This window comes from Bradyrhizobium sp. CCBAU 45394 (genome assembly GCF_028128655.1).
Classification (GTDB): Bacteria; Pseudomonadota; Alphaproteobacteria; order Rhizobiales; family Xanthobacteraceae; genus Bradyrhizobium; species Bradyrhizobium diazoefficiens.
Genome location: NZ_LBIX01000177.1, coordinates 538529 through 564267, shown reverse-complemented (window position 1 = coordinate 564267; position 25739 = coordinate 538529). Strand labels below are relative to the sequence as shown.

Annotated in this window: 20 protein-coding genes; 10 read left to right on the top strand and 10 right to left on the bottom strand. The window is 64.3% G+C overall.

Annotated elements, in window-relative coordinates; genetic code table 11:
* Window positions 1-32: 32 nt before the first annotated feature.
* The 7 genes from WN73_RS43400 to WN73_RS43370 are packed head-to-tail and all read left to right on the top strand — an operon-like array spanning window position 33 to window position 8048.
* Window positions 33-1838: a gamma-glutamyltransferase family protein gene (locus tag WN73_RS43400; RefSeq protein WP_011085656.1), complete on the top strand. Its 1806-nt coding sequence runs from the start codon at window positions 33-35 to the stop codon at window positions 1836-1838.
* 10 nt (window positions 1839-1848) lie between these two features.
* On the top strand, window positions 1849-2559 hold the full coding sequence (locus WN73_RS43395) for a DUF1028 domain-containing protein (protein WP_011085655.1): 711 nt from the start codon (window positions 1849-1851) through the stop codon (window positions 2557-2559).
* On the top strand, window positions 2556-3545 hold the full coding sequence (locus tag WN73_RS43390; protein WP_011085654.1) for an ABC transporter ATP-binding protein: 990 nt from the start codon (window positions 2556-2558) through the stop codon (window positions 3543-3545). The genes WN73_RS43395 and WN73_RS43390 overlap by 4 nt, the downstream gene beginning before the upstream one ends.
* Window positions 3545-4645 carry an ABC transporter ATP-binding protein gene (locus tag WN73_RS43385; RefSeq protein WP_271558381.1) on the top strand — a complete coding sequence of 367 codons (1101 nt, stop codon included), beginning with the start codon at window positions 3545-3547 and terminating at the stop codon, window positions 4643-4645. Before WN73_RS43390 ends, WN73_RS43385 begins: the two co-directional genes overlap by 1 nt.
* Before the next feature lie 23 nt (window positions 4646-4668).
* On the top strand, window positions 4669-6180 hold the full coding sequence (locus WN73_RS43380) for an ABC transporter substrate-binding protein (RefSeq protein ID WP_038965798.1): 1512 nt from the start codon (window positions 4669-4671) through the stop codon (window positions 6178-6180).
* A 31-nt stretch (window positions 6181-6211) separates the two neighbouring features.
* Entirely contained in the window at window positions 6212-7153 is a 942-nt protein-coding gene (locus WN73_RS43375; RefSeq protein WP_011085651.1) for an ABC transporter permease, read from the top strand.
* A gap of 4 nt (window positions 7154-7157) precedes the next feature.
* Window positions 7158-8048, top strand: coding sequence for an ABC transporter permease (locus tag WN73_RS43370; protein ID WP_161535885.1), 891 nt, complete (start codon window positions 7158-7160; stop codon window positions 8046-8048).
* 48 nt (window positions 8049-8096) lie between these two features.
* Here WN73_RS43370 and cnbZ read toward each other — a convergent pair whose 3' ends face one another.
* The 9 genes from cnbZ to WN73_RS43325 form a co-directional block, all read right to left on the bottom strand.
* Window positions 8097-8843, bottom strand: coding sequence for a 2-amino-5-chloromuconate deaminase CnbZ (gene cnbZ, locus WN73_RS43365; RefSeq protein WP_028172435.1), 747 nt, complete (start codon window positions 8841-8843; stop codon window positions 8097-8099).
* A gap of 9 nt (window positions 8844-8852) precedes the next feature.
* Window positions 8853-10100: an adenylate/guanylate cyclase domain-containing protein gene (locus WN73_RS43360; RefSeq protein ID WP_011085648.1), complete on the bottom strand. Its 1248-nt coding sequence runs from the start codon at window positions 10098-10100 to the stop codon at window positions 8853-8855.
* Window positions 10097-10486 carry a response regulator gene (locus WN73_RS43355; RefSeq protein ID WP_011085647.1) on the bottom strand — a complete coding sequence of 130 codons (390 nt, stop codon included), beginning with the start codon at window positions 10484-10486 and terminating at the stop codon, window positions 10097-10099. The genes WN73_RS43360 and WN73_RS43355 overlap by 4 nt, the downstream gene beginning before the upstream one ends.
* Window positions 10483-13065 carry a sensor histidine kinase gene (locus tag WN73_RS43350; protein ID WP_011085646.1) on the bottom strand — a complete coding sequence of 861 codons (2583 nt, stop codon included), beginning with the start codon at window positions 13063-13065 and terminating at the stop codon, window positions 10483-10485. The genes WN73_RS43355 and WN73_RS43350 overlap by 4 nt, the downstream gene beginning before the upstream one ends.
* Before the next feature lie 160 nt (window positions 13066-13225).
* Window positions 13226-16321: a MexW/MexI family multidrug efflux RND transporter permease subunit gene (locus tag WN73_RS43345; protein ID WP_011085645.1), complete on the bottom strand. Its 3096-nt coding sequence runs from the start codon at window positions 16319-16321 to the stop codon at window positions 13226-13228.
* A 73-nt stretch (window positions 16322-16394) separates the two neighbouring features.
* Window positions 16395-17585 carry an efflux RND transporter periplasmic adaptor subunit gene (locus WN73_RS43340; protein ID WP_028172437.1) on the bottom strand — a complete coding sequence of 397 codons (1191 nt, stop codon included), beginning with the start codon at window positions 17583-17585 and terminating at the stop codon, window positions 16395-16397.
* A gap of 1 nt (window position 17586) precedes the next feature.
* Window positions 17587-18288 (bottom strand): TetR/AcrR family transcriptional regulator, encoded by a 702-nt coding sequence (locus tag WN73_RS43335; RefSeq protein ID WP_162185826.1) that lies wholly within the window; start codon window positions 18286-18288, stop codon window positions 17587-17589.
* Between the two features lie 137 nt (window positions 18289-18425).
* Window positions 18426-19016 (bottom strand): thiamine pyrophosphate-dependent enzyme, encoded by a 591-nt coding sequence (locus tag WN73_RS43330; protein WP_011085642.1) that lies wholly within the window; start codon window positions 19014-19016, stop codon window positions 18426-18428.
* Entirely contained in the window at window positions 19013-19555 is a 543-nt protein-coding gene (locus WN73_RS43325) for a phosphonopyruvate decarboxylase (protein ID WP_028172439.1), read from the bottom strand. The genes WN73_RS43330 and WN73_RS43325 overlap by 4 nt, the downstream gene beginning before the upstream one ends.
* Before the next feature lie 105 nt (window positions 19556-19660).
* On the opposite strand from WN73_RS43325, the gene WN73_RS43320 reads away from it, so the two are divergent.
* Both WN73_RS43320 and rocD read left to right on the top strand, forming a co-directional pair.
* Window positions 19661-20893, top strand: coding sequence for a cytochrome P450 (locus WN73_RS43320; RefSeq protein WP_028172440.1), 1233 nt, complete (start codon window positions 19661-19663; stop codon window positions 20891-20893).
* Window positions 20894-21086: 193 nt separating this feature from the next.
* Complete coding sequence (gene rocD, locus WN73_RS43315; RefSeq protein ID WP_271558370.1) at window positions 21087-22301, top strand: ornithine--oxo-acid transaminase; 1215 nt, start codon at window positions 21087-21089, stop codon at window positions 22299-22301.
* Between the two features lie 293 nt (window positions 22302-22594).
* On the opposite strand, the gene WN73_RS43310 is transcribed toward rocD, so the two are convergent.
* A complete protein-coding gene (locus WN73_RS43310) occupies window positions 22595-23548 on the bottom strand; it encodes a hypothetical protein (protein ID WP_271558368.1) in 954 nt (317 codons plus the stop codon).
* A gap of 174 nt (window positions 23549-23722) precedes the next feature.
* Here WN73_RS43310 and WN73_RS43305 point away from each other — a divergent pair, with 174 nt between their 5' ends.
* Window positions 23723-25429 (top strand): adenylate/guanylate cyclase domain-containing protein, encoded by a 1707-nt coding sequence (locus WN73_RS43305; protein WP_271558366.1) that lies wholly within the window; start codon window positions 23723-23725, stop codon window positions 25427-25429.
* Window positions 25430-25739: the final 310 nt, after the last annotated feature.

Sequence of the window (25739 nt, the reverse complement as noted above, 5' to 3'; positions counted from 1 at the left end):
TGCGCGCGCCACAACTAAGGTAACGAAATCCCATGGCCAGCAACGTCAATCCGGATCCCTTCACGACGCGCCCCGAGATCGAGGGCACGTTCGGGGTCGTCGCCACCACGCACTGGATCGCGACCGCCGTCGGCATGGCCATTCTGGAAAAGGGCGGCAACGCCTTCGATGCCGGCGTCGCCACCGCTTTCACGCTCCAGGTGGTCGAGCCGCATCTGAACGGCCCCGGCGGCGACGTGCCTGTTATCGTGCACGACGTGAAGCGCGGCCGCACCGAGGTGATCTGTGGCCAGGGCCCGGCGCCGGCGCGCGCCACCATCGCGCATTACAGGAGCGAAGGCCTCGACATGGTGCCGGGCACCGGCCTGCTCGCCGCCTGCGTGCCCGGGACCTTCGAATCCTGGATGATGCTCTTGCGAGACTACGGCACCATGCGCGTACGCGACGTGCTGGAGCCCGCGATCTCCTACGCGCGCGACGGCTATCCGCTGGTCGAGCGCGCCTGCGCCACGATCCAGACCGTCGAGCAGCTATTCCGCAAGCACTGGCCGACCTCGGCCGCGGTGTATCTTCCCAATGGCGAGGTGCCGAAACCCGGCACGCTCTTCACCAACAAGACGCTGGCCGCGACCTACGCCCGCATTCTCAGCGAGGCCGAGAGCGGCGACGGTGGCCGCGACGCCGAGATCGAGCGTGCGCGAAGGGCCTGGTCGCACGGCTTCGTCGCGGAAGCCATCGACAAATTCTGCCGCACGCAAGAGGTGATGGACGTCAGCGGTTCGCCGCATCGCGGCGTTCTCTCGGCCGACGACATGGCGCGCTGGCAGCCGACCATCGAGGCGCCGCTTACCTACGACTATGGCCGCTACACTGTCTGCAAGGCCGGCGTCTGGAGCCAGGGCCCGGTCACGCTGCAACAGCTCGCACTGCTCAAGGGCTTTGCGCTCGACGGACTCGACCCGACCGGGCCGGAATTCATCCATCTCCAGATCGAATGCGCCAAGCTCGCCTTCGCCGACCGCGAAAAGTTCTACGGCGATCCGAAGTTCAGCGAGATCCCGATCGCGACGCTGCTGTCGGATGCCTATAACGACGAACGCCGCAAGCTCGTCACCGACAAGGCCTCGCTCGACTTCCGCCCCGGCTCGGTCGAGGGCTTTGGCGGTGTCGTCAAGCTGCGGCGCGCCGAAGGCCAGCGCGAAGCGGTCGGCGCGCTCGGCGCCGGCGAGCCGACGGTCGGACGCTTCGGCGAGGTACGCGGCGACACCGTGCATTTCGACATCATCGACAAGGCCGGCAATATGGTCTCCTCGACGCCATCGGGCGGCTGGCTGCAATCTTCGCCGATCATTCCGGAGCTCGGCTTCTGCCTCGGCAGCCGCGCGCAGATGTTCTGGCTGGAGGAAGACCATCCCGCCGCGCTTGCGCCGGGCAAGCGGCCGCGCACCACGCTGTCGCCGACCATGGCGCTGCGCGACGGCGAGCCGTATCTCGCCTGGGGCTCGCCGGGCGGCGACCAGCAGGACCAATGGATCACGCAATTCTTCCTGCGCCACGTCCATTGCAATCTCAACCTTCAGGAATCGATCGACGCACCGGCCTGGCATTCCGAGCATTTCCCGATCTCGTTCTGGCCGCGCACCGCGCGCCCCGGCGTGCTCGTGGTCGAGAACCGCGTACCGAAGGCAGCGATCGAGAATCTGCGCGAGCGCGGACATATCGTCGAGATCGGGCCCGACTGGTCGGAAGGCCGCCTCACTGCGGCCTCGCGCGTCGGGGTGCGCCGCCGCGCCGCCGCCAATCCGCGCGGCATGCAAGGCTACGCAGCAGGACGCTGATGGACAGAATATGACCTGGTCGATCATCGCACGCGATCCTGCCACCGGCCAGTTCGGCATCGCGGTTGCGACCCGCTTCTTCGCCGTCGGCGCGCGCGTGCCCTATATCGCCGCCGGCCTCGGCGCGATCGCAACCCAGGCCTTCGTGAATCCCTATTACGGCATCGACGGCGTCAAGCTCTTGCGTGAAGGCTTGAACGCGCATGACGTACTCGCCAGCCTGCTCGCGACCGACGACGGGCGCGAAAGCCGCCAGATCCACATCATGGACGCGAGCGGCGAGATTGCTGCGCACACCGGGCGCGACTGCGTCGACTGGTGCGGCCACATCGCGGGCAGCGGCTTCTCCATCGCCGGCAACATGCTCGCGGGTGCCGACGTGCTCGACGAGACCGCCAAGACCTACATCGCCAATGACAGCCTGCCCTTCCCGCGCCGCCTGCTCGCGGCGATGCGCGCGGGCGAAGCCGCCGGCGGCGACAAACGCGGCAAGCAGTCTGCTGCGCTCCTGATCCACGGCGAGGAGGAATGGCCGGCGCTGGACATTCGCGCCGACGACCATTCCGATCCGCTCGGCGAGCTCGAGCGGCTCGAACGGGTCAGCCACGAGCTCTGGGTGCATTTCCGCAACTCCATGCCGACGCGGCAGAACCCGGCCGGCAACACCGATCGCAGCGTCATCGACGCGAGCATCGCCGCGGCCCGTGCAAGACAATCATGAGCACAAGCCCTCTCATCGAGATCAAGGATCTGCGCATCCGCTTCCACGGCGACGATGGCCGCGTCACCCATGCGGTGGACAGTGTAGATCTCAGCGTCGCCAATGGCGCGACGCTCGGCCTCGTCGGCGAATCCGGCTGCGGCAAGAGCGTGACGTCGCTCGCGATCATGGGATTGCTGCCGAAGCAAAGCACGGAGATATCGGGCGCGATCCGCTTCGACGGCTTCGATTTGCTGAAGACCCCGGACCAGACCTTGCGCGACCTCCGCGGCAACCGGCTCGCGATGATCTTCCAGGAGCCGATGACCTCGCTCAACCCGAGCTTCACCATCGGCGACCAGATCATCGAGACCATCCTGCGCCATCGCGGCGGCTCGCGGCGCAGCGCTCGGGAGCGCGCGATCGAGCTGTTGCGCCGCGTCCACATCCCCTCGCCCGAACGGCGCGTCGACGAATATCCGCACAAGCTTTCCGGCGGCATGCGCCAGCGCGTGATGATCGCGATGGCCCTGGCCTGCGACCCCCGCCTCCTGATCGCGGACGAGCCGACCACCGCGCTCGACGTCACCCTGCAGGCGCAGATACTTGAACTGATGCGCGAGTTGAAGGCGGCGAGCGGTGCGGCGATCATCCTGATCACGCACGACCTCGGCGTGGTCGCCGAGGTCTGCGACGAGGTCGCGGTGATGTATGCCGGCGAGATCGTCGAGCGCGCGCCGGTGGATGAATTGTTCGCCGCCCCGCAGCATCCCTACACCGTCGGCCTGCTCGGCTCGATCCCGCGGCTCGACCACCGTGCCGAGCAGCTCGCGACGATCGAAGGCATGGTCCCGAACATGGCGCAACCGCCCGCCGGATGCCGCTTCGCCGCACGGTGCCCCTTCGTTCTCGACGCCTGCACCAGGGCGCCGCCGCCGCTCGTGGAAATCGGCCCGGGTCACCTCTCGCGCTGCATCCGCGCGCCGCTCGAACTTCTGGTGTCGTGATGGCGCTCCTCGAGGTCGAAGGTCTGGTCAAGCATTTCGTCGCCGAGCGCTCGCTGTTCGGCCGGGCGCTCGCGCATGTCAAGGCGGTCGATGGCGTCAGCTTCTCGCTCGAGGCCGGCAAGACGCTGGCCCTGGTCGGCGAATCCGGTTGCGGCAAATCCACCGTCAGCCGTCTGGTGCTGCGGCTGATCGAGCCGGATGCGGGCACGATCCGTTTCGGTGGCCGCGACCTGCTCTCGCTCGACGCCGGAGCGCTCCGCGCGTTCCGCCGCGAAGCGCAGATCATCTTCCAGGATCCCTACGCCTCGCTCAATCCGTGCATGACGGTCGGCCAGATCCTGACCGAGCCGCTGGCGCTGCACGATCTCGTCCCACCCGCACGGCGACGCGAACGGGTCGCGGAAATCCTGCGGCTGGTCGGGCTGGAGCCGCGGCTCGAGCGACGCTATCCGCACGAATTCTCCGGCGGCCAGCGCCAGCGCATCGCCATTGCCCGTGCGCTCGCGGTCGAACCAAAATTGATCATCTGCGACGAGCCGGTCTCAGCGCTCGACGTCTCGATCCGCTCGCAGATCCTCAACCTCCTGCGCGAGCTCCAGGACCGGCTCGGCCTTGCCTACATTTTCGTCTCGCATGACCTCGCCGTGGTCAAGCACATCGCCGACCACGTCGCGGTGATGAATCTCGGCCAGATCGTCGAGACCGCGGAGGCGGATGCGCTGTTTGCCGCGCCCCGGCACCCCTATAGTCGCGCGCTGCTGTCCGCGATTCCCGTGCCTAAACCGCGGGCAAAGAGCAGCCGGATTGTGCTCCAGGGGGAGATCCCCAGCGCGCTGAATCCGCCGCCGGGATGCCGCTTCCACACCCGCTGTCCCTATGTCGTGGACCGCTGCCGCAGCGAAATGCCTCAGCTTGTCTCGGATGGCATCGGACATGCAACAGCTTGCCACCGAACGTCGGAACTGCCGTCCTCCGCGGCCATCGTCCCCATGGATGGCGGCTTCTCGCCGGTTCTTGAAAAATTGGTTGCCGCCTTCAGCGGCGGTCCGGAAGCAGCACGCGGCGGCGGGGTTAGTTCATTGGGGACGGACCCCGCATAGCCGTGAAACAGAGGTCGAGAGCGATGAGCTTTATGCGTTTGACAATCCTGGCGTCGGCCTTGCTGACGTCGCTCGTGGGCACGGCCCAGGCTCAGACCACGCTTCGCATCGGGATCGCTGAAGACCCTGATATCCTCGATCCCAGCATCGGCCGCACCTATGTCGGCCGCATCGTCTTCTCCGCGTTCTGCGACAAGCTGTTCGACATCGACGAGAAGCTCAACATCGTGCCGCAGCTCGCGCTGTCTCACGAGACGTCGGCCGACGGCAAGGAGATGACGATCAAGCTCCGGCCAGGCGTCAAATTCCACGATGGCGAGCCGCTGGACGCCGAAGCCGCAAAATTCTCGATCGAACGTCACATGACGCTGCCGGCCTCGTTCCGGAAGTCCGAGCTCGCCAGCGTCGACCATGTCGAGGTCGTCGATCCCCTGACCATCAAGCTGGTGCTCAAGACGCCGTACTCGCCCCTGATCGCCCAGCTCACCGACCGCTCCGGCATGATGGTCTCGCCCAAGGCGGCGAAGGAGGCCGGTGACAAGTTCGGCCTGCATCCGGTCTGCGCAGGTCCCTACAAGTTCGTCGAGCGCGTGCAGCAGGATCGCATGGTGTTCGAGAAGTTCGCCGACTACTGGAACAAGGACAACATCCATATCGATCGCGTCGTATTCCTGCCGATCGTCGATGCCACAGTGCGCCTTGCCAACCTCAAGTCCGGCGGGCTCGATCTGATCGAGCGCGTGCTCGCCACCGACATCAAGGACGTCCGCGCCGATCCCAAGCTGGTGCTGTCGACGGCGCCCGAGCTCGGCTATCAGGGCCTGACCATCAACATCGGAAACGACAAGACCAAGGGGCCACTCAGCCAATCGGCGAAGGTGCGCCAGGCACTCAGCCTGTCGATCGATCGCGAGGCCATCAACCAGGTCGTATTCAACGGCGAGTTCACGCCGGGCAATCAATGGGTCAGCCCGACGCATCCATACTATCAGAAGGCTTTCCCCATTCCGGGTCGCGACATCGCCAAGGCCAAGGCGCTGTTGAAGGAAGCCGGTGTCAGCCTGCCCGTCACCGTCGACTACATGGTACCAAAGGGCACCGAGTACGAGGCCGTCGCCCAGGTCGTGCAGTCCATGGCCGCCGAGGCAGGCTTCGACATCAAGGTCCGCGTCGTCGAATTCGCGACCACCTTCAAGCAGGCGCAGGCCGGCGAGTTCCAGGTGTTCCAGATCAACTGGAGCGGACGCATCGACCCGGACGGCAATTCCTACATCTTCATGCGCAGCAAGGCGCCGCAGAACGACGGCGTGTACTCGAACCCCGAGGCCGACAAGCTGATGGAAGAGGGACGGGCCACATCGAATGTCGAGGAGCGCAAGGCGATCTACGCCAAATTGACCAAGATCCTGCTCGACGACCTGCCGATCATCTACATCTATCATCGCACGCTCCTGATCGCGCATACGAAGAAGCTCGAGGGCTACCGGCAGATGCCTGATGGCCTCGTGCGCGTGGTCGGGTTGAAGTTCAAGTGATCGCGACATCACCCGGGAAACGCGTGGGGCCATGCTGAACTTCCTCGCCCACCGCATCGCGCAGATCGTGCCGACACTGTTCTTCGTGTCGGTGCTGATCTTTTCGCTCCAGCAATTGCTGCCCGGCGATCCGGCGCTGGTGATGGCCGGCGAGGAACGCGATCCCGCCGCGATCGAGCAGATCCGGCAGCAGTACAAGCTCGATCGGCCGATCCCCGTGCAATATGTCTACTGGCTCAAGGGAGTCCTCACCGGCAATTTCGGCGAGTCCTTGCGCAACAAGATGCCGGTGCGCGAGCTGATCGCGCAGAAGCTGCCGGTGACGCTCCAGCTCGGCTCGATGGCGATCCTGATCGCGTTCTTGATCGGCATTCCCGCCGGCATCGTCTCCGCAGTGAAGAAGGGCACGGCCTGGGACTATGGCGCGAATTTGTTTGCGCTGTGGGGCATCTCGACGCCGAATTTCTGGCTCGGGATCCTGCTGATCTTCCTGTTCTCGATCAAGCTCGGCTGGCTGCCGGCCTCGGGCTACGTGCCGCTGACCGAGGACTGGCGCGCGAGCCTGGCCGCCACCATCATGCCCGCCTTCGTGCTCGGCAACGCGATTTCCGCGATCCTGATGCGGCACACCCGCAGTGCCATGCTCCAGGTGCTGGAAAGCGACTATGTCCGCACGGCGCGTGCGAAGGGATTGTCGGAGCGCTCCGTCATCCTCAAGCATGCGATGCGCAATGCGCTGACGCCGATCATCACGCTCGGCGCGCTCGAGCTTGGCACGCTGTTGTCGGGCGCCGTGCTGACGGAGCAGATCTTCTCCATTCCCGGCTTCGGCAAGCTGATCGTGGACGCCGTCTTCAACCGCGACTACGCGGTCGTGCAGGGCGTGGTGCTGGTGACGGCCACGGTCTACATCACGCTCAACCTCGTTGCCGACGTCGCCTATATTCTCGTCAATCCGCGGCTGCGGGGCTAGCGCCATGACCGATGCCGCATTGCCCGCCGCTCCCTCCACCGCGCACGCGTCCGAACTAGACAGCCCGGCGCGCCGCGCACGGCGGCGGTTGTTCAAGCGCAAGGCCGCCGTATTCGGACTCGTCGTGATCACGGCGTTCATCCTGCTTGCGGCGCTTGCTCCTCTCATCGTCCCCTACGATCCCATCGCGACGAGCTGGAGCCTGGTACGCAAGCCGCCGACCGCGGCGCACTGGTTCGGCACCGACGAGCTCGGCCGCGACATCCTCAGCCGCGTCGTCTACGGCGCGCGCGCCTCCCTGCTCGCGGGCCTGATCTCGGTCGCGATCGCGCTCGGCGTCGGCGTGCCGCTCGGCCTGCTTGCCGGCTATCGCGGCGGATTTGTCGATGCGCTGATCAGCCGGATCACGGACGCGATGCTGGCCTGCCCGTTCCTGATCCTGGCGATCGCGCTGGCCGCGTTTCTCGGTCCGAGCCTCGGCAATGCGATGATCGCCATCGGCATCTCGGCGACCCCGATCTTCATCCGCCTGACCCGCGGCCAGGTGCTGAGCGTCAAGGCCGAGGATTATGTCGAGGCCGCGCGCGCCCTCGGCAACCCCGGCTGGCGGATCGCGTTCTCGCACATCCTGCCCAACATCCTGCCGGCGCTGCTGGTGCAGGCGACGCTGTCGATCGCCGCCGCCATCATCGCCGAGGCAGCGCTCTCGTTCCTTGGCCTTGGTCAGCAGCCGCCGGCACCGTCCTGGGGCAGCATGCTCAATGCGGCGCAGCGCTTCCTGACCCAGGCGCCTTGGATGGCGATCTGGCCGGGGCTTGCGATCTTCCTCGTGGTGCTGTCGCTGAACCTGCTGGGCGACGGCCTGCGCGACGCGCTCGATCCAAGGCAGCGATAAAGCTAGCTCCTCTCCCCGACGGGGAGAGGTAAAGATCAACCGCCAGCGCTAGATCACCGCCTCGCGCATCACGCGGCGGCAATCCATCTCGTATTCGAGATCGACCACCGGCGGCCGGGCATAATGCCAGGTCAGGCCGGAGCGCAGCGCGCCGCGGCGGACCAGCTCGTCGACCAGCGCGTGGTGGAAGTCATGCACGGAATAGGCTTGCACGCCGGTGGTGTCCTTCCAGCCGAAGCCGAAGGCCGCCATCCGGTTTTCCATCTGCGAGGTGGTGGTGAACCGTACCTTCTCGCGCAGCCCCTCCGGGCTGAGGTCGCGGTAGCGCACCGTGCGCTCGACGTAGCTTCCGCTGCCCTCGCGTGCTTCGGCACCGCCGGCGATCACGAAGCTCGGCGCCTTCGACCGCGTCGGGCGCGTGAAGGAGAACGCGTAGAACGATGGCTCGGTCGGCGGATCGATCTCGGGACAGACATTGCTGCGCGCCACCGGATTGGTGGTGCCGTCGAAGATGCCCCATTCGGACAGCGTCTTCACATAGTGCAGGTTGAACGCACGAAAGCCCTCCTCGCTGAAGGCGGCCGGTGAGCGCAACTCGCAGGCGCAGAACGCCGTCAGCGGACGTCCGGCTTCCTGGATGAATTTCGCCGCGAGCGCAAAGCCCTCGGCAAGCGGCACCAGGCGATCGAGCCGGACGCGCTCGATCTCATAGCCGTCATCCGCGGCCGCGCCGGCCGAATACTGGAACACGGATGGAATGAAACGATAATTGCCCGCAGAGAACTCACGCGTCATGACGAACTCCTATTCCAGTTGCATGCGAATGCCCTTGGCGCCGTTGAGCAGGCGCCTCAGGTGAAAACCGGCCAGCGCATCGTCGGCGTGCATCCCGACCAGCGCGGCAAAAGCCGGCATGGCGGCTGCGTCGCCGGCCTCCATCTTGGCGAAGGCTTCGGAGTACCGCGTTGTCGCCGCCGACTCGAATTTCGCCGTTGCCAGCGGTTCGAACGCACGCAGGGGTTCGCTGCGTCCGCGCAGCATCAGGTCACCGACGGGACGGCCATGGAAATTTGCGGCCCCCTCGGCGATGCTGGCACTGACGCAGATGCGTGTTCCCAGATGCTTGTTCGCAGCCTCCAGACGCGCCGCGATATTGATGGAGTCGCCATAGGCGGTGTAGTCGAAGAAACGATTGCCGCCGAAATTGCCGACCAGCGCCGGGCCCGCATGGGCGCCGATGCGGGTCGCCCCGAAATTGACGCCTCTCGCCTTCCAGCGCGCGGAGAAATCCTCCGCCCAGGCATCGAGATCATGCGCACAGGCGACCGCGCGCGTCGCATAGTCCAGCTGGTCGCCAGGCGCGTTGAACAGCACCTGAATCGCATCGCCGATGATTTTGGCGACCGTCCCCTCATGCGCGAAGACGATCTCGGTCATGCCGCCGACATACTCGTTGAGGAGCTCGCCGAGCGTCTGCGGGGCCGCGCTCTCGACCAGCGACGTGAAGCCGGTGATGTCGGTGAAGAGGGTGGCGACATCGCGCCACTGCACCTCCATGCTGCCTTCGACATCCGCTGCCAGGCGCCTTGCGATCTCCGGCGAGAAGAAGCGCGACAGTGAGGCATGGGCGCGCTCGGCTTCCATCTGGCGCCGCCGCACCTCGCGCAGCATCTCCACGTGACCGATGGTCTTCTGGATCGTGGCCTCCAGATCGGCGAAGTCGATCGGCTTGGTCAGGAAGTCGAACGCGCCGCGGTTCATGGCGATGCGGATGTTGCTCATGTCGCCATAGGCGGAGACGATGATGGTCGACTTCTTGTCCTCGGCCTCCTGGAGCTTCGCCAGCAGCGACAGCCCGTCCATCCGCGGCATGTTGATATCGGAGACCACCATGTCGACATGCGGATTCTGCTCAAGTGCCTGCAGCGCCTCGAGGCCGTCGCGGGCGAACATGAGGGTGAGCAGCCCATCGCGAATCTGCCTGCGAAACTTTTGCAGGATCAGCGCCTCGAGATCCGGCTCGTCGTCGACGAAGAGGATGGTGGCAGTCATGCGGCTTGCTCGAGCCTCGTGTCGATCTCCTGGCGCAGCAGCGCAAAGTCGATCGGCTTGGTCAGGAGCGCGTGGGCGCCTCGCTCGATCGCCTTTCTGCGCGTCTCGGCGTCGCCATAGGCGGTGATCATGATGACGGGAACGTGCGGATAGTCGGCGCGCACCTTCGGCAGCATGTCGAGCCCGCTCATGCCGGGCATGTTGACGTCCGACAGAATCAGGATCAGCGAAGGATCGCGAACTTCGGCGGCACGCCTCAGCGCATCGGCCGCAGAGGGAGCAAATTCCATCTGGAAGCGGCCGGCGCGCAGGTCGCGCCGGAAGTGCTGCCTGAACAGCGGCTCGACGTCGGGCTCGTCATCGACGACCAGGATATAAACGTTCAAGTCTTGCCTCCGGCAGTGTCGCCCGCTGCCATCGTGCGCGGCAGCGTGATGATGAATTCGGTGAATATACCGGGCTCGGTCTTCACGTCGATCGTGCCGCCGTGCTGCTTCACGACGATGTCATGGCTCATGGACAGGCCGAGCCCGGTGCCCTCACCGGCCGGCTTGGTCGTGAAGAACGGATTGAATAATTTCTCTTTCACCTCGGGCGGAATCCCGGTGCCGTTGTCGCGGATCCGGATCTCGACCGTGTCGCCGAGGCTCCTGGTTGCGGCGCTCAGGATCGGCTCAAAACTGTCCGCTACGCTCTCCTTGCGCTTGGCCGCGGCATAGAAGCCGTTCGAGATCAGGTTGAGGAAGACGCGCGTGATCTCCTGCGGATAGATGTCGACCAGGCCGGCGGCGGGGTCGAACGCGCGCTGGAGCGTGACGTTGAAGGCGGGCCTTTCGGCGCGCGCGCCGTGATAGGCGAGATTGAGGCTCTCCTCCATGACCGCATTGATATCGACGGGGCGATGTTCGCCGGAACCCTGGCGCGAGTGCACCAGCATGTTCCTGACGATGGAATCGGCGCGCTTGCCGTGCTGCACCACCTTCTCGAGATTGCCCCTGAGCATGGCGGTCAGCTCGTCAACTTCCGCCTTGGTCTTGCCGTCGAGCTTTGCCGCTTCGAGCACCTCGTTGAGCTCGTCGATCAGCTCGGTCGAAACCGACGAGAAATTGTTGACGAAGTTGAGCGGGTTCTTGATCTCGTGGGCGATGCCGGCGGTGAGCTGGCCGAGGGAGGCGAGCTTCTCGGTCTGGATCAGTCGGTCCTGCGCGGCGCGCAGATCATCGAGCGATCGCGACAGCTCTCTGGTGCGTTCCTGGACCTCCTCGAACAATCGGACATTCTCGATCGCGATGAGGGCCTGATCTGCAAATGTGGTGGCGAGTTCGATTTGCTTGTCGCTGAACGGCCGCACCATATGCCGCGTCAAGACAAACACGCCGATTGGCGTCCCCTCTCGCAGCAGAGGCACACCGAGCATCGTACGCACGTTTGAACGCCTTCGAGCGGACGAAGGCGCATATTCCGGGTCGGCCTGCACATCCGGGACATGAACCGTTTTGGCGTCGAGCAGCGTACGTCCGACCACACTTCCCCGCTCGGGTACGGAAGCGAATGTCCGAAGCTTGTTTTCCTGCTCCGCGTCAAGCCCGCAGCTTGCCGCCAAATAGAAGACGCCGTCGCTAGGCCGAAAGATCGTGCCTTCGTCCGCGTCACACAAGCGCGCCGCCGAGCCCACAAGGGTGTTCAACACGGTTTGCAGGTCGAACGCCGAACGGCTGATGACTTTCAGCACATCGGCGGTCGCCGTCTGCTGCTGCAACGACTCGCTCAATTCCGCGGTCCGCTGCTCGACCTTGTTTTCAAGGTCGGCATAGGATTCCTGCAAGCGCGCGCCCATCTCGTTGAACTGGTCGGCGAGCCCTTCGAGTTCGTCGCCGGTCCGGATCGCGATGCGCTGGGAGAAGTCGCCACCCCCGATCCGCTCGGCGCCGCTGCGCAGCGCCTGGATCGGTCCCACCATGCGGCGCGCGAGGAATATCCCCGCAAGCACCGCGAAGATCGACGCCGCGAGCAGCACGATCGCAAGCCGCTGCAACGAGGCATAGAGCGCGGCATAGGCCTCCTCGACCGGCAGCTCCACGAACATGGTCCAGTGCAGCGGCTCGATCGGGGCCGATGCGGTCAGCACCTTCCGCCCCTGGATGTTGCGCGCTTCAGGAAGCGGATCGGACATGGTGCCGCCTCCGGATTGCGCGGCGCGCACCTGCGCGAGCCCGGACATGTCGGTGTTGCGCAGGACCAGGCTGATATCGGGATGCGCGATCAGGCGCCCCTCCGGCCCGACCACGTAGGCGTTCCCGTGCTCGCCGACCTTGATCTGGGAGACGACGTCCCAGATCAGCTTCAGATTGACCTCGGCGATGCTGACGCCGGCTTCCTTGCGCGCGCCGGCCAGCGCCAGCGTCATGTAGGGCTCGGAGTCCCTGCGGAAATAGACCGGCCCGTAATAGACCTTGTGCGCGACCGCCTCGGTGAACTTTGGATCCCCCGACAGGTCGATCCCACTGTCGATCGCGTCCATCGCCAACCGCGAGACCCGCAACCGCTCCTTGCCGCTCGAATCCACCTGGGCGAGCTCGGTGATCCCTGGCACCTGACGCAGCAGCCGCAGCGCGTCGAACCGGCGCTGCTCGATCGAGCCCGCCGACCACGGCAGCTGCGTGGTCCAGCCGAGCTGGCTCTCGATCTCCTTGACGAACTGGCCGATCTTGGCGGCCGCCGCCTCGGCCTGCTCATGCTGGACCCGGATCAGCGAGGCCTTGTGCTCACGATAATAGAAGAAGACTTCGAACAGCCCGTTGGCGAGCAGCGCAACGGCGACGACGGCCACGAACAGCGCGACGTATTTGGTGAACAGCCGGGTCCTGATCCCCCGCCCCACCGCCTCGCCGGCCACGGCCCCATCCGGGGCCGCGCTCGGCAACGTCCTGGCTTGCGGGGCGTCGGGATGCAGGGAGAGGCTCATCTGGCGGAATCTAGCAAGAAGACGAGACGTTGTCTCTCGCGAGCGCGGCAAAGGGCCCGCCCGACGGCCGCGGTGGCCGCCGCATCAGCGTCGCCGGGCACAACAAAAAAGGGCGGCAGCGGATTGGCCGCTGCCGCCCTTTGCTTCGTTGCTTCCGGCCTCAGGTCGGCCGCAGCGCCTTGGCACCGAGGTCGAGCTCGTTGACCTGCTTGTTCCGCTCGGAATCGGCCGCCGCGCGATGGTCGGTCGCCAGCACCACGTAGACGGCGGGCAACACGAACAGCGTGAACAGCGTGCCGATCGACATGCCGGCAACGACGACCAGACCGATCGAGAAGCGGCTGGCGGCGCCCGCGCCGGTCGCGGTCAGGAGCGGGATCAGGCCCGTCACCATCGCGGCCGTGGTCATCAGGATCGGCCGCAGGCGGATGCGGGCCGACATCTCGATGGCAGAGCGGCGATCGAGCCGCTCGTTGACCTGGAGCTCGTTGGCGAACTCCACCATCAGGATGCCGTGCTTGGTGATCAGGCCGACCAGGGTGAGCAGACCGACCTGGGTGTAGATGTTCATGGTCGCCATGCCGAAGAACAGCGGGATCAACGCGCCGACGATCGCCATCGGCACCGAGATCATGATCACCAGCGGGTCACGCAAGCTCTCGAACTGGGCCGCCAGCACCAGGAAGATGATGATCAGCGCGAAGCCGAAGGTGATCGCGAGCTGGTTGCCTTCCTGCACATACTGCCTGGAGTCCGCGAGATAGTCGTGGCTGAAACCCTGGGGCAGCTTCTTGGCCTCGCCTTCGAGGAAGTCGACCGCAGCACCAACAGTCACGCCAGGCATCGGCACGGCCGAGAACGTCGCCGAATTGAGCTGGTTGTAGTGGGTCAGCGAGTTCGGGTCGGTCTTGGTCCTGATCGAGACCACGGTCGACAGCGGAAGCTGCTGGCCGGTATTGGTCGTCACATAGTAGCCGCCGAGCGATTCCGGCGACAGCCGATTGCCCCGGGGCACCTGCGGAATCACCTGGTAGGAGCGCCCCTCGAGATTGAAGCGGTTGACGTAATTGCCGCCAAGCAGCACCGCGAGCGTACTGCCGAGGTTCTGCATGTTGATGCCAAGGTCCTGGGCCTTGGTACGGTCGATCGTGACCTGCACGTTCGGCTGGTTATAGGCGAGGTCGCTGTCGGAGACGATGAACATGCCGCTCTTGCGCGCGGCGTCCTTCAGCTTCTCCATCTGCTCATAGACCGTCTGGAATCCGGCGGTGGAGTTGATCACCATCTGCACCGGCAGGCCGCCGGGTCCGCCGGGCAGCGGCGGCAGGTTGAAGGCGAAAGCCTGCACGCCCTCGATCTTGGAGAGCTCGGCCTGCACCAAGGACTTCAACTGGATCGACGAACGCTTGCGCTCCTCCCACGGCTTCAGCAGCATGCCGGCGATGCCGCCCTGCGGACCGTTGATGCCGTTCAGCACGAAGCGCAGATCGGTCTCCGGGAACTTCTGGAATTTCTCGTCGAGCTTTTCGCCGTAGAAATCGACATAGTCGATATTGGCGTATTTCGGCGCCTTGGTCACCGCGAACACGATGCCCTGGTCTTCCTCCGGTGCCAGTTCCTTCGACGTGTGCATGTAGAGGAAGCCGACCAGCCCGAGGATCGTCACCGCGAACAGGCCGGTGATGGCCTTGTAGTCGAGCGAGCGATCGAGCCTGCGGCCATACCAGCGCGTCAGGGCGCCGAACACCTTGTTGACGGCCTTGGCGAAGCGGCCCTCTTCGGTGTTCTTGAGCAACACCGAGCACATCATCGGCGACAGCGTCAGCGCGATCACGCCTGACACGATCACCGAGCCTGCGAGCGTGAAGGCGAATTCGCGGAACAGCGAACCGGTGAGACCGCCGAGGAAGCCGATCGGCGCGTACACGGCCGCGAGCGTGATCGTCATCGAGACAACGGGACCGACGATTTCACGCGCGCCTTGCAGCGATGCCTGGACCGGCGTCTTCCCTTCCTCCAGATGGCGATGGATGTTCTCCACCACCACGATGGCGTCGTCGACCACGAGGCCGATCGCAAGCACCATCGCGAGCAGCGTCAAGAGGTTGAAGCTGAAGCCGAAAGCCAGCATCAGCGTGCAGACGCCGATCATCGACAGCGGAATGGTGACGACGGGAATGATGACCGAGCGGAGCGAGGCCAGGAACAGGAAGATCACCACGATCACGATGATCACGGCTTCGCCCAGCGTCTTCTCCACCTCGTCGATCGAGGACTGGATGAACTTGGTCGAGTCGTAGGCGACCTTCATCTTCATCGACGGTGGCAGATTGCGTTCCAGTTCGGGGAACAGCGCGCGCACGCCCTTGACCAGCGTCAGCGGATTGCCTTGCGGCGTCGCCTGCACACCGATGAAGATCGCATGCTCGCCGTTGAAGGCGACGCTCGCGTCCGTGCTCTGGGCTGCAAGCTCGACGGTGGCGATGTCCTCCATCCGCACGAAGCCGCCGTCCTTGGCCTTGACGATCATCTTCCTGAACTGATTGACGTCGGTCAGGCCGGTGTTCGTGGAAATGTTCGAGACGATCAGATAGCCCTTGGTCTGACCCGCCGCGGACTGGAAGTTGTTGGCGGCGATCGCGGCGGCAACATCCGCGGGCGACACGTTGCGGCCGGCCATCTTCACGGGATCGAGCCACAGCCGCATCGCAAAGGTCTGGCCGCCGAGAATGTCGGCCGAGGCCACGCCGTCGACGGTCGACAACACCGGCTGCACCACGCGCGTCAGATAGTCGGAGATCGCCGAGCCCGACAGCTCCTCGGAGGAGAAGCCGAGATACATCACGGCCGTGGTCTGGCCCGTGGTCTTGGTGACGATCGGGTCGTTCGACTCCTTCGGGATCAGGTATTTGACAGAGTTCGTCTTGGCCAGCACCTCGGTGAGCGCCTGGTTCGGATCGAAGTTCAGCTTGATGTAGACCTGGATCGTCGAGGTGCCGAGCACGGAGGACGAGGTGATGTAGTCAACGCCTTCGGCCGAGGCGACCGCCTGCTCGATCGGCGTGGTGATGAAGCCCTGGATCAGGTCCGCGGACGCGCCGGGATAGACGGTCGTGATGTTGATGACCGTGTTCGACAGCTTCGGATATTGCCGGATCGGCAGCACCATCGCCGCGCGCAGGCCGATCAGCAGGATCAGCAGACTGACGACGACCGACAGAACCGGACGCTTGATGAAAATATCGGTAAAGGCCATCGCGGCGATCTCGATTTCTTTTTCTTTAGAAAAGTGATCCGGCCGAGCCGGATCACTTAAGGGTGGCAAGGGGTCAGTAGCGCGGCGGCTGCGCCGGGATCTGCGGGGCCGGATCGGTCGAAATCGACACCGGCGCGCCCGATTGCAGCTTGAGCTGGCCAACGGCGACGACCTTGTCGCCCGGCTTCACACCCTTGATGATTTCGACGCGGCCTTCGACCCGGCTACCGGTCTGCACGAAAGTGCGCACCGCGGAGAGGCTGGTCTTGCCATCCTCTTCCTTCTTCTCGGTGATCACGAACACCGAGTCGCCGTACAGCGTGTAATCGACCGCCGTTTCCGGCACGGTGATCACCGCCGGCTTGTCCGGCAGCACCACCGTGGTGGTCACGAACATGCCGGGCTTCAGGATCTTGTCCGGATTGGCGACGGTCGCCTGCACGCGGATGTTGCGGGTGTCGGTCGCGATCTGCGGCTCGATCGTGGTGATCTTGGCGTCGAAGGTGCGGCCCGGATAGGCGTCAACCTTCAGCCGGACCGGCTGGCCGACCTTGAGGTTGCCCGAGTCCTTTTCCGTCACCGTGAAGTTGGCCCACAGCTCCGACAGATCGGTCAGCGACACGATCGCCGTGCCGGCCGTCAGATACTGGCCGACCTCGACCTTGCGCATGCCGAGATCGCCCGAGAATGGCGCGCGCACCAGCTTCTGCGAGATCAATGCCTCGGTCTTGGCGATGCCGGCCATCGCCTGGTCGTAGGCGGCCTGCGCGGTATCGACGGTCGCCTGCGGGCCGAACTGGCGCGAGGCGAGCTGCTTGGCACGATCGAGCGAGAGCTGCGCGACGGTCGCCTGCGCCTTGTAGTTGGCGAGGTCGCCCTGATCAGGCGCGTCGAACAGCTGCACCAGCGGCATGCCGGCTTCGACATGCGAACCCGGCTCGAACTTGATCTCGGTGACGCGGCCGTTGACGTCGGCGCTGACGTCGACCTGATGCACGGCGGCAAGCCCGCCGACCGCAGTCAGCAGGTTAGGCACCACCTCGGACTTCGCCTCGGCCGCACTGACCATGGTCGGCGGCGGCTTGTTGTTGGCGAAGAACTGCTTGATCATCTGGCCGCGGAAGTAATTGAACCAGACGAGGCCGCCAACGAGCGCGCCGAGCAGCGTGCCGATAATGACGAACCAGAGCACCGGCCGGACCGGACGCTTGGGAGCCTTGTCGATCGGTTCGCCCGAAATCTTGTGTTCGGTTACGATGTTCATGTCATGCGCTTTCTGCAATCGCCGTCTTGCCCGCATCCGCGGCCTGATCGCGGCCCAAATGCGAAGCAATTGCGGCGTCGTTAAGTCCGATACCTCTCAGGAGAAACTCACAGAGCTGGCGCTCCAGATCGTTCGCCTTGCCGTAAGCGAGACAGGGCGTGGCCGGCAGCCTGGTCAGTGCCGCCGTCATCAACGAATGATGCGCGAACCAGAACAGGTTGAGCGGATCGCCAGTGCAGGGCCGCGCGTCCCCGGCGGCAACCGCACGCTCGAGCGAGGCGACGAAGACCGCCCCGATCAGCTTCTCGATCTTGGCATATAGCAAACGCGCGAATTCGCCATCATCCAAATGACTCGTGGCCATCAGTCGCAGGCGCTGGGCCTCTTCCAGGTCCGGACCATCGGCGATGCGGAGGAAGTGCTGGACCATGCCGCGGATCAGCTCGACCATGGTGGCGGTGGATGGCTCCCGCTCCAGAAGATCCGTCAGCGCGGGATCGGCTTCGCATTCATCGCTGAGGATTTCAGCGTAGAGCGCCGCCTTGGAGGGGAAATGCTTGAACAGCAGGGCTTCGGAAATGGCAGCGGCGGCCGCCACGCTCTTGGTCGTGGTGCCGGTATAGCCGTGTCGGGCAAAGCAGCGCTTTGCGGCGCCGAGGATCAATTGACGCCTCAGGTCGCTCGTCATTCGCAGTGAGCTCATAGGATAGTGAGTAAGCACTCACCCACGCAAAAGTCAAGCATTATGCTGCATCGCAACCTTGAAGCGTTGTAATTTCAGTGGAAATTGCCCCGCCTGCACGGCGCACGTGCAGACGAGGTTCGCCGCGGGGAATGGACCTAGATCGGCTGGAAGCCGAGATCGCCGCGGATCCGGTTGACGATGTAGGTCCCGTCCCGGCTCGGCAAGATCCGCTCAAGGCTGGCGCTGTCGATCTTCACATTGGCAAATCGCGGGCCCGCCGAGACGTCGTGGACGGCTTTGGCAAAGGCCTCGACCTCGGCCATGGTCGAGATCGCGCGCGCGTCCCCGATGCCGCAGGCCCGGGCGACGCCGACGAGGTCGGCGGCCGCCGAGGTGTGGCTGGTCTGGCCGCCGGTCTCGCCATAAGCCTCGTTGTCGAGCACGACGATCGAGAGGTTGGACGGCTTCTGGAGCCCGATGGTGGCAAGGCTGCCCATGCCCATCAGCATCTCGCCGTCGCCGGTGATGACCAGCACCGGCAGTTTTGGCTGCGCCAAAGCCAGCCCAAGCCCGATCATCGCGGCGCCGCCCATGCCGCCCCAGAGATAGAAGTTGCGGGCGTGGTCGCCGGCCGCGCAGATGTCGTTGGTGGAGGCCCCGAGGCCGCCGATCGCAACCACGTCCTTGCGGTCCGCAAGCAGCGTCGAGACCACCTGGCGGCGGTCGAGGAGATTGGCCTTGCTCATTTGGTGAAGACCTTGGCGCCGATCAGGCGCTGCGACAACAGGACGGCGGTGGGCGTGAGCGCGTTATAGGCCTGCGCTGCGGCTGCCTCCATCACCGCCGGCACCTCGGCCGCACTGGAGGCGCGCAGCACCTTGACGCCGGAGAGCTCGAACACGCCCTGCGTGGTCGATCCCATCGGCACCTGCCACGGATTGAACTCGCCCCACTCGCCACGCATGGTCACCAGCGTGAGGAACGGAAAGCGCAGGATCGGGATCAGCGACAGCATGTTGATGCAATTGCCGACCCCGCTCGACTGCATCAGCAGGACGCCGCGCTGGCCGCCCGTCCAGGCGCCCGCGAGAAGCGCCACGCCCTCCTCCTCCGTCGTCAAGGGAATGCCGCGCATCGTGGAGGACCCCAGCACGCGCTGGATCAGCTTCGAATGGCCGGCATCGGGCACGTAAGGCACCTGCCGGACGTCGAAGCGTTGCAAGGTCGCGAAAATATCGTCCGGCCATGAAGGAGCCGTGTCGGCAGCATCCGTGCGTGCGTGCATTTTCCTGTCCGGTCGGCTAGCAAGGTGCGAAGACTGTAGACGCATGCTCGCGTCGACCAGAACAACAAAAACGGCATATCGGCCCTAACCGGCGAGTATAACGGGATGAACGCAGATGCGAAGGAGCTGGCGGCAAGCTTCGACCTCGAGAAGCTGACGCCGGAGTTCTACGACAACCCCTACCCGACCTATCGTGCACTGCGGGAGAACGAGCCGGTCAAGCGCCTGCCGAACGGCACCGTGTTCCTGACCCGCTATGACGACCTCGTCACCACCTACAAGAACACCAAGTCGTTCAGCTCCGACAAGAAGCGCGAGTTCGCGCCGAAATACGGCAACACCCCGCTCTACGAGCACCACACCACGAGCCTGGTCTTCAACGATCCGCCGGCACACACCCGCGTACGCCGCGTGATCATGGGGGCACTGTCGCCGCGGGCGATTGCAGGGATGGAGGCCGATCTCATCAAGCTGGTCGACAGCCTGCTCGACGCCATCGCGGCCAAAGGAAGCTGCGAGCTGATCGAGGACTTCGCCGCCTCGATCCCGATCGAGGTGATCGGCAATCTGCTCGACGTTCCACATGACGAGCGCGCGCCGCTGCGCGACTGGTCGCTGGCGATCCTCGGTGCCCTCGAACCCGTGGTGTCGCCTGAAGCGGCCGCGCGCGGCAACAAGGCGGTGCGGGACTTTCTCGCCTATCTCGAAACGCTGGTCGCGCGCCGGCGCGGCAAGCCCGGCAATCCCGAACGCGACGTGCTGACGCGCCTGATCCAGGGAGAAGGTAACGGCGGGGAGAACGGCGAGCGGCTGACCGAGAAGGAGCTGCTGCATAATTGCATCTTCCTGCTCAATGCCGGGCACGAGACCACCACCAACCTGATCGGCAACGGCCTCGTCGCGCTCGACCGTCATCCCGATCAGAAGCAGCGGCTGATCGACAACCCCGACATGATCAAGACGGCGGTGGAGGAGATGCTGCGCTACGAGAGCTCCAACCAGCTCGGCAACCGCATGACCACGGAGCGGGTCGAGCTCGGCGGCGTCATGCTCGATGCCGGCACGTCGGTGACGCTGTGCATCGGGGCGGCCAACCGCGACCCCGCGCAGTTTCCCGACCCTGAAAGCTTCGACATCGCGCGGACGCCGAACCGGCACCTCGCCTTCGCCACCGGCGCGCATCAATGCGCCGGCATGGCGCTGGCGCGGCTCGAAGGCGCCATCGCGATCTCGCGCTTCCTGGCGCGCTTCCCGAACTACGCCGTGAACGGCCGGCCGGTGCGCGGCGGACGGGTGCGGTTCCGCGGCTTTTTGAGCGTGCCCTGCGCGATCGGCTGAGGCCTCGAAACAAAAATGTTGAAAACAACCCCATGCACAGTAGCGGAGGCTAACGGAAGATTGCCTCGGTGGATCCGCATAACCATTTGACAAAGGGAGGCAAACCAGCGGTTCGCGCATCGCGCCGGGCTCGGACCGATTTGAGCGCGGTGCAGTCGGTTGACGCCGGCACGCAGCAATGGAGTGACGAAAGATGAGCTCGTCCGTCATTGATTACCTCGCAACGGAAACGCGCCTTGGCGCCCATAATTACGAACCGATCGGGGTCGTCCTGTCGCGCGGCGAAGGTGTCTGGGTCTGGGATACCGACGGCAACCGCTATCTCGATTGCCTCTCGGCCTATTCCGCGGTCAGCCAGGGCCACTGCCACCCCAAGATCCTGGCGGCGATGGTGGAACAGGCACACAGGCTGACGCTGACCTCGCGCGCCTTCCACAACGACCAGCTCGCCCCGTTCTACGAGGAGATCGCTGCGCTGACCGGCTCGCACAAGGTGCTGCCGATGAACAGCGGCGCCGAGGCGGTCGAAAGCGCGATCAAGTCGGTGCGCAAATGGGGCTACGAGGTGAAAGGCGTGCCGGACGGCCAAGCCGAGATCATCGTCTGCGCCGACAACTTCCACGGACGCACGCTGGGCATCGTCGGCTTCTCAACGGACCCTGAGACCCGCGGACACTTTGGACCGTTCGCGCCGGGCTTCAGGATCATCCCGTTCGGCGACGCCGCGGCACTCGAACAAGCGATCACGCCCAACACGGTCGCCTTTCTGGTCGAGCCGATCCAGGGCGAAGCCGGTGTCATCATTCCACCGGCGGGCTATTTCACCAAGGTGCGGGAGCTCTGCACGGCCAACAACGTCATGCTGGTGCTCGACGAGATCCAGACCGGACTCGGCCGCACCGGCAAGCTGCTCGCCGAACAGCACGAGGGAATCGAGGCGGACGTGACCCTGCTCGGCAAGGCCTTGTCCGGCGGCTTCTATCCCGTGTCGGCCGTGCTCTCGAACAACGAAGTGCTCGGGACATTGCGACCCGGGCAGCACGGCTCAACCTTCGGCGGCAACCCGCTGGCCTGCGCGGTGGCGCGCGCGGCAATGCGCGTGCTGGTCGAGGAAGGCATGATCGAGAACGCGGCCAGGCAGGGCGCGCGCCTTCTGGAAGGTTTGAAGGACATCCGCGCCAACACGGTCCGCGAGGTACGCGGGCGCGGCCTGATGCTGGCGGTCGAGCTGCATCCCGAAGCCGGCCGCGCGCGCCGCTACTGCGAGGCGCTCCAGGGCAAGGGCATCCTCGCCAAGGACACCCATGGGCACACGATCCGCATCGCCCCGCCGCTGGTGATCACCAGCGACGAGGTCGACTGGGCGCTGGAGCAGTTCGCCACGACCCTGACGCAGGATTTCTCCTGAAGCTGCCTGCGTCGGACAATCGCAATGCCGGCCGCAGCTAACAACGAGCCATTACGCCACCTGTGCGCTGAAAGTTGTGGGCGATTGCCAGGGCGCGTCCTCAGAAATCAAGCTTGATTGGTGCAGGCTTGCCCAATGTCCGTTGTACCCTGGTAGCGATCAAATTCCGCACCGCGGCCAGACGACGCGATGGGCCACTTCCGGTCTCATGCATCGCAGCAAATTGCGCCTCGTTGCGCAGCCAGGCAGCGACGGCGGCAAGGTGAGGCCGTTGGCGGTTTTAAGACGGATGATCACCTCAGCGTTCGCGGCTTGCTGCTGTTTGATGATGGGACACCCGCTTGCCGTTCCTTCGCTTCGTAGTATTCAGCTGAAAACTTAATTGACCATCGCGCGAAGAACGAACGCAATTCCTGAGTGGGCTTTTCGACGCCGAAATGTTCGGCGACATGCGCCTCGCGCAGCCACCTCACCGCCGATGTGAGGCCGGCGGTGCGCTCGAGCCTCTCAACCGCCGCGATTCCGGCGATCTCTGCCTGCCGATAGCGAAAGCCGACCTTTCTGATCACATACACGCACTTGATGGTTTCGTAGCCCTTGAATACGAGCTGAACGAATGGATGTTTCTTGGCCTGCGGCCAAGCTGCCGGGTAGACCGGTAGCACCAAAAGCTTGCTCTTAGCTATGACGGTTGCGAGCGGATGCAAAAGTTGCATCCAAGCTGGCCAGGAGGTGACCTTAGCAAACAATACCGCGTGCATCGCCGTTGCAGCCCCGAAAGAGATCGGCAGCCAAAGTACCGCGCACAGGATCACGAGCAATGCGGTGTTCGGCGTGAGATGCCGGCATTCTCTGAACACCCATGCCATGCCGCCTTCAAACGCATCATGTACAGCTTGTTCGAACGCCCGATAGCTAATCTTCCGCCGGAACCACAACCAGTTCCGGCGAATCGATCTACTCCACTGTCGACGTTTCGCCTCGGATAGGGGAAGGAAGCGCAACGCGCCGTTTATGACGGTAACGATGACATCGCCAAGAACCTTGGCCGCGAAGAGCGGAAGCCAGACAATCTGCATTGCTAAAGGGAAGGCGTAGTCGAGCATCCGCATCAAGATCGAAAGAACGAAACGCAGGATCTTGTTTGTGGCGAGCGTGATAACAACAAGTGGGATGATAACCACATCGTCGGGGGCACCGCGGAAGCGGCTTTGCTCGGTCCATACCGGGTGACGACCATCGGTCACGGTGCAACGTCCGGGCTGAAAAACCGGGGATCATGCCGGCTCAAATTAGCATATTGCAAGCTCAAGGGGGGGCCTTGAGTAGTCAGAGGGCGTTGCTTTAGGATTAGATGAGTTGCGGACTGCATGTCCGCCCGGTCTTCGCTTTTTGCTCACCCGTGGCGGCGATGGCTAACCATGACGATTCGTAAGAAAATCTTTCTGCTTGCAGGCATTCTGCTGGCAATTTTCGGCGCAGTCGTCGGCGTTCTCGGCTTCGCGCAAAAGCTCGACAGCGATCAGCTCGGGAACATCACCGAATATGAGCTGCCGTTATCGCGCATGGTTTCTGAATTCGATGTCCTTACCGATAGATACGAGCTCGAAGTCTTGCGTGTCCTGATATCCGATCGAGCCGATGCTGGAACGGAGCGGACGGCGATGGCCGCAGTGCGGGCAACGGCCGACGAGCTGCGCGATACCGTCAAGACAGGTGAAGCCTTGCTCCACAAAGCAACCGGCGACCCCGGCTACGACACTGAGGATCGCGTCGACCTGGCTCGCATGGCCGGCGTCCTCAAGTACATGGGCCGTAGTCTGGAAGACTTCCTCGCCGTGGGGGACGCCACGCTTGCGGCTATCTCGGAGGGACGTCGCGACGAGGCCCGGACCATTTCGCGCGGCTTTGCCAAATTCGCCCTGGCGTTCGGCCCCGATCTCTCGCAGATTCGACGTGAGCTTGCCGATCTGACCGACCGGTCGACCCGCAGGGTTCTCGCGAGGCAGCGGTTGAACACCTATTTGAGCCTTGCCCTTTTCGTTGCGGCATGCGGCATCGGTCTGGGCGTTAGCGCCATCGGATCGACACGCGTGGTCTCCGGTCTGCGTCAGCTTGTCGCAACCACGAAGGCGCTTGAACTGGGCACGAACGCCGAGCCGGTTTTGATAGCCACCCGCGACGAGGTCGGCGAGCTGGCACTTTCGTTCAACCGGATGGTCGACGAGTTGCGCGCGCGAGACCGCGTCAAGGACACCTTCGGAAAATTCGTCGATCCCAGGCTCGTCAGCCGGCTGATCGCCAGTGGCGCGGATCAGGCCGAACGGCGCAGCCTCACCATCTTCTTTTCCGACATCAAGCAGTTTACGGGCATCAGCGAGCAGCTAACCGCCAGCGCCGTCGTTCACCTCTTGAACAACTATTTCGGCGCGGTGGCCAATGTCATTCACGGCCATCGTGGGATCATCGACAAATACATCGGGGACGCCGTCATGGCGTTCTGGGTGCCGCCGTTTTCAAACGGAGACGAACATGCAAGCGATGCTTGCCGAGCGGCGCTGGAACAGCAGGACGCGATTGCCGCTCTGCGAGAGCAAGTACCGGAGATCACTGGAATGCGGCGCAACGCACCGGAGCTGGTGATCCGGATGGGTATTGCCACCGGCGAAGCCGTGATTGGCACCATTGGCTCGGATTCCGCTCGTTCTTACACCGTTATCGGCGACAGCGTAAACCTTGCCTCGCGCCTCGAGGGCATGAACAAGATCTACGGAACCCTCATCATCATCAGCGAGGAGATTTTCCGGCTCGCACAAGGCGCGATTGAAGCGCGCGAAATCGACACCATCACGGTCGCCGGAAAAACCGAGCCGGTGCGAATTTATGAGTTGATGGGTCGCGCCGGCGAGCTCGAATCCACGCGGGACGAATTGCGGGTGTTGTTCGCGCAAGGACTTGCCGCATATCGCAGCCGGAACTGGTCTACTGCGCAGACGGCGTTCGAAAGCTGCCTGTGCAAGATCCCCGACGACGGTCCGACGCGCGTCTTTCTGGAACGAATCGCGCATTTGGGTCACGCGCCTCCGGCCGCGGACTGGGACGGTGTCTGGCGTCACGTTGAGAAATAAGTGAGCGGACCGTAACCAGCCATTTGTCCGCTCCGAGTCCTTCCCTGACGAGTCGGGGATCTGCTCAAAAATCTGGCGCGCGGGCCGGTCACTTCGCATCGTCGGCGGCTAAGCGCAGGCCCGTCAAGTAGAACTCTCGATGCTCAGGACTGCGCCAATGCGTGGCGCGCGGCACGACGGGATGGGTGCGACGCACTTCCTGATGCGAAGACGGCACAAGGTTGCGACCGAGATGGCGCTCAATGTGCTCGCCTACAATATGAAACGCGTAATAGCGATCTTGGGTTGCCGAACGCTGCTGGAAGCGATG

What these genes read in the sequence shown, in the direction of transcription:
- WN73_RS43400 (WP_011085656.1), top strand. Translation starts at nt 33, where the DNA reads ATGGCCAGCAACGTCAATCCGGATCCCTTCACGACGCGCCCCGAGATC.
- WN73_RS43395 (WP_011085655.1), top strand. Translation starts at nt 1,849, where the DNA reads ATGACCTGGTCGATCATCGCACGCGATCCTGCCACCGGCCAGTTCGGC.
- WN73_RS43390 (WP_011085654.1), top strand. Translation starts at nt 2,556, where the DNA reads ATGAGCACAAGCCCTCTCATCGAGATCAAGGATCTGCGCATCCGCTTC.
- WN73_RS43385 (WP_271558381.1), top strand. Translation starts at nt 3,545, where the DNA reads ATGGCGCTCCTCGAGGTCGAAGGTCTGGTCAAGCATTTCGTCGCCGAG.
- WN73_RS43380 (WP_038965798.1), top strand. Translation starts at nt 4,669, where the DNA reads ATGAGCTTTATGCGTTTGACAATCCTGGCGTCGGCCTTGCTGACGTCG.
- WN73_RS43375 (WP_011085651.1), top strand. Translation starts at nt 6,212, where the DNA reads ATGCTGAACTTCCTCGCCCACCGCATCGCGCAGATCGTGCCGACACTG.
- WN73_RS43370 (WP_161535885.1), top strand. Translation starts at nt 7,158, where the DNA reads ATGACCGATGCCGCATTGCCCGCCGCTCCCTCCACCGCGCACGCGTCC.
- cnbZ (WP_028172435.1), bottom strand. Translation starts at nt 8,843, where the DNA reads ATGACGCGTGAGTTCTCTGCGGGCAATTATCGTTTCATTCCATCCGTG.
- WN73_RS43360 (WP_011085648.1), bottom strand. Translation starts at nt 10,100, where the DNA reads ATGACTGCCACCATCCTCTTCGTCGACGACGAGCCGGATCTCGAGGCG.
- WN73_RS43350 (WP_011085646.1), bottom strand. Translation starts at nt 13,065, where the DNA reads ATGAGCCTCTCCCTGCATCCCGACGCCCCGCAAGCCAGGACGTTGCCG.
- WN73_RS43345 (WP_011085645.1), bottom strand. Translation starts at nt 16,321, where the DNA reads ATGGCCTTTACCGATATTTTCATCAAGCGTCCGGTTCTGTCGGTCGTC.
- WN73_RS43340 (WP_028172437.1), bottom strand. Translation starts at nt 17,585, where the DNA reads ATGAACATCGTAACCGAACACAAGATTTCGGGCGAACCGATCGACAAG.
- WN73_RS43335 (WP_162185826.1), bottom strand. Translation starts at nt 18,288, where the DNA reads ATGAGCTCACTGCGAATGACGAGCGACCTGAGGCGTCAATTGATCCTC.
- WN73_RS43330 (WP_011085642.1), bottom strand. Translation starts at nt 19,016, where the DNA reads ATGAGCAAGGCCAATCTCCTCGACCGCCGCCAGGTGGTCTCGACGCTG.
- WN73_RS43325 (WP_028172439.1), bottom strand. Translation starts at nt 19,555, where the DNA reads ATGCACGCACGCACGGATGCTGCCGACACGGCTCCTTCATGGCCGGAC.
- WN73_RS43320 (WP_028172440.1), top strand. Translation starts at nt 19,661, where the DNA reads ATGAACGCAGATGCGAAGGAGCTGGCGGCAAGCTTCGACCTCGAGAAG.
- rocD (WP_271558370.1), top strand. Translation starts at nt 21,087, where the DNA reads ATGAGCTCGTCCGTCATTGATTACCTCGCAACGGAAACGCGCCTTGGC.
- WN73_RS43305 (WP_271558366.1), top strand. Translation starts at nt 23,723, where the DNA reads ATGACGATTCGTAAGAAAATCTTTCTGCTTGCAGGCATTCTGCTGGCA.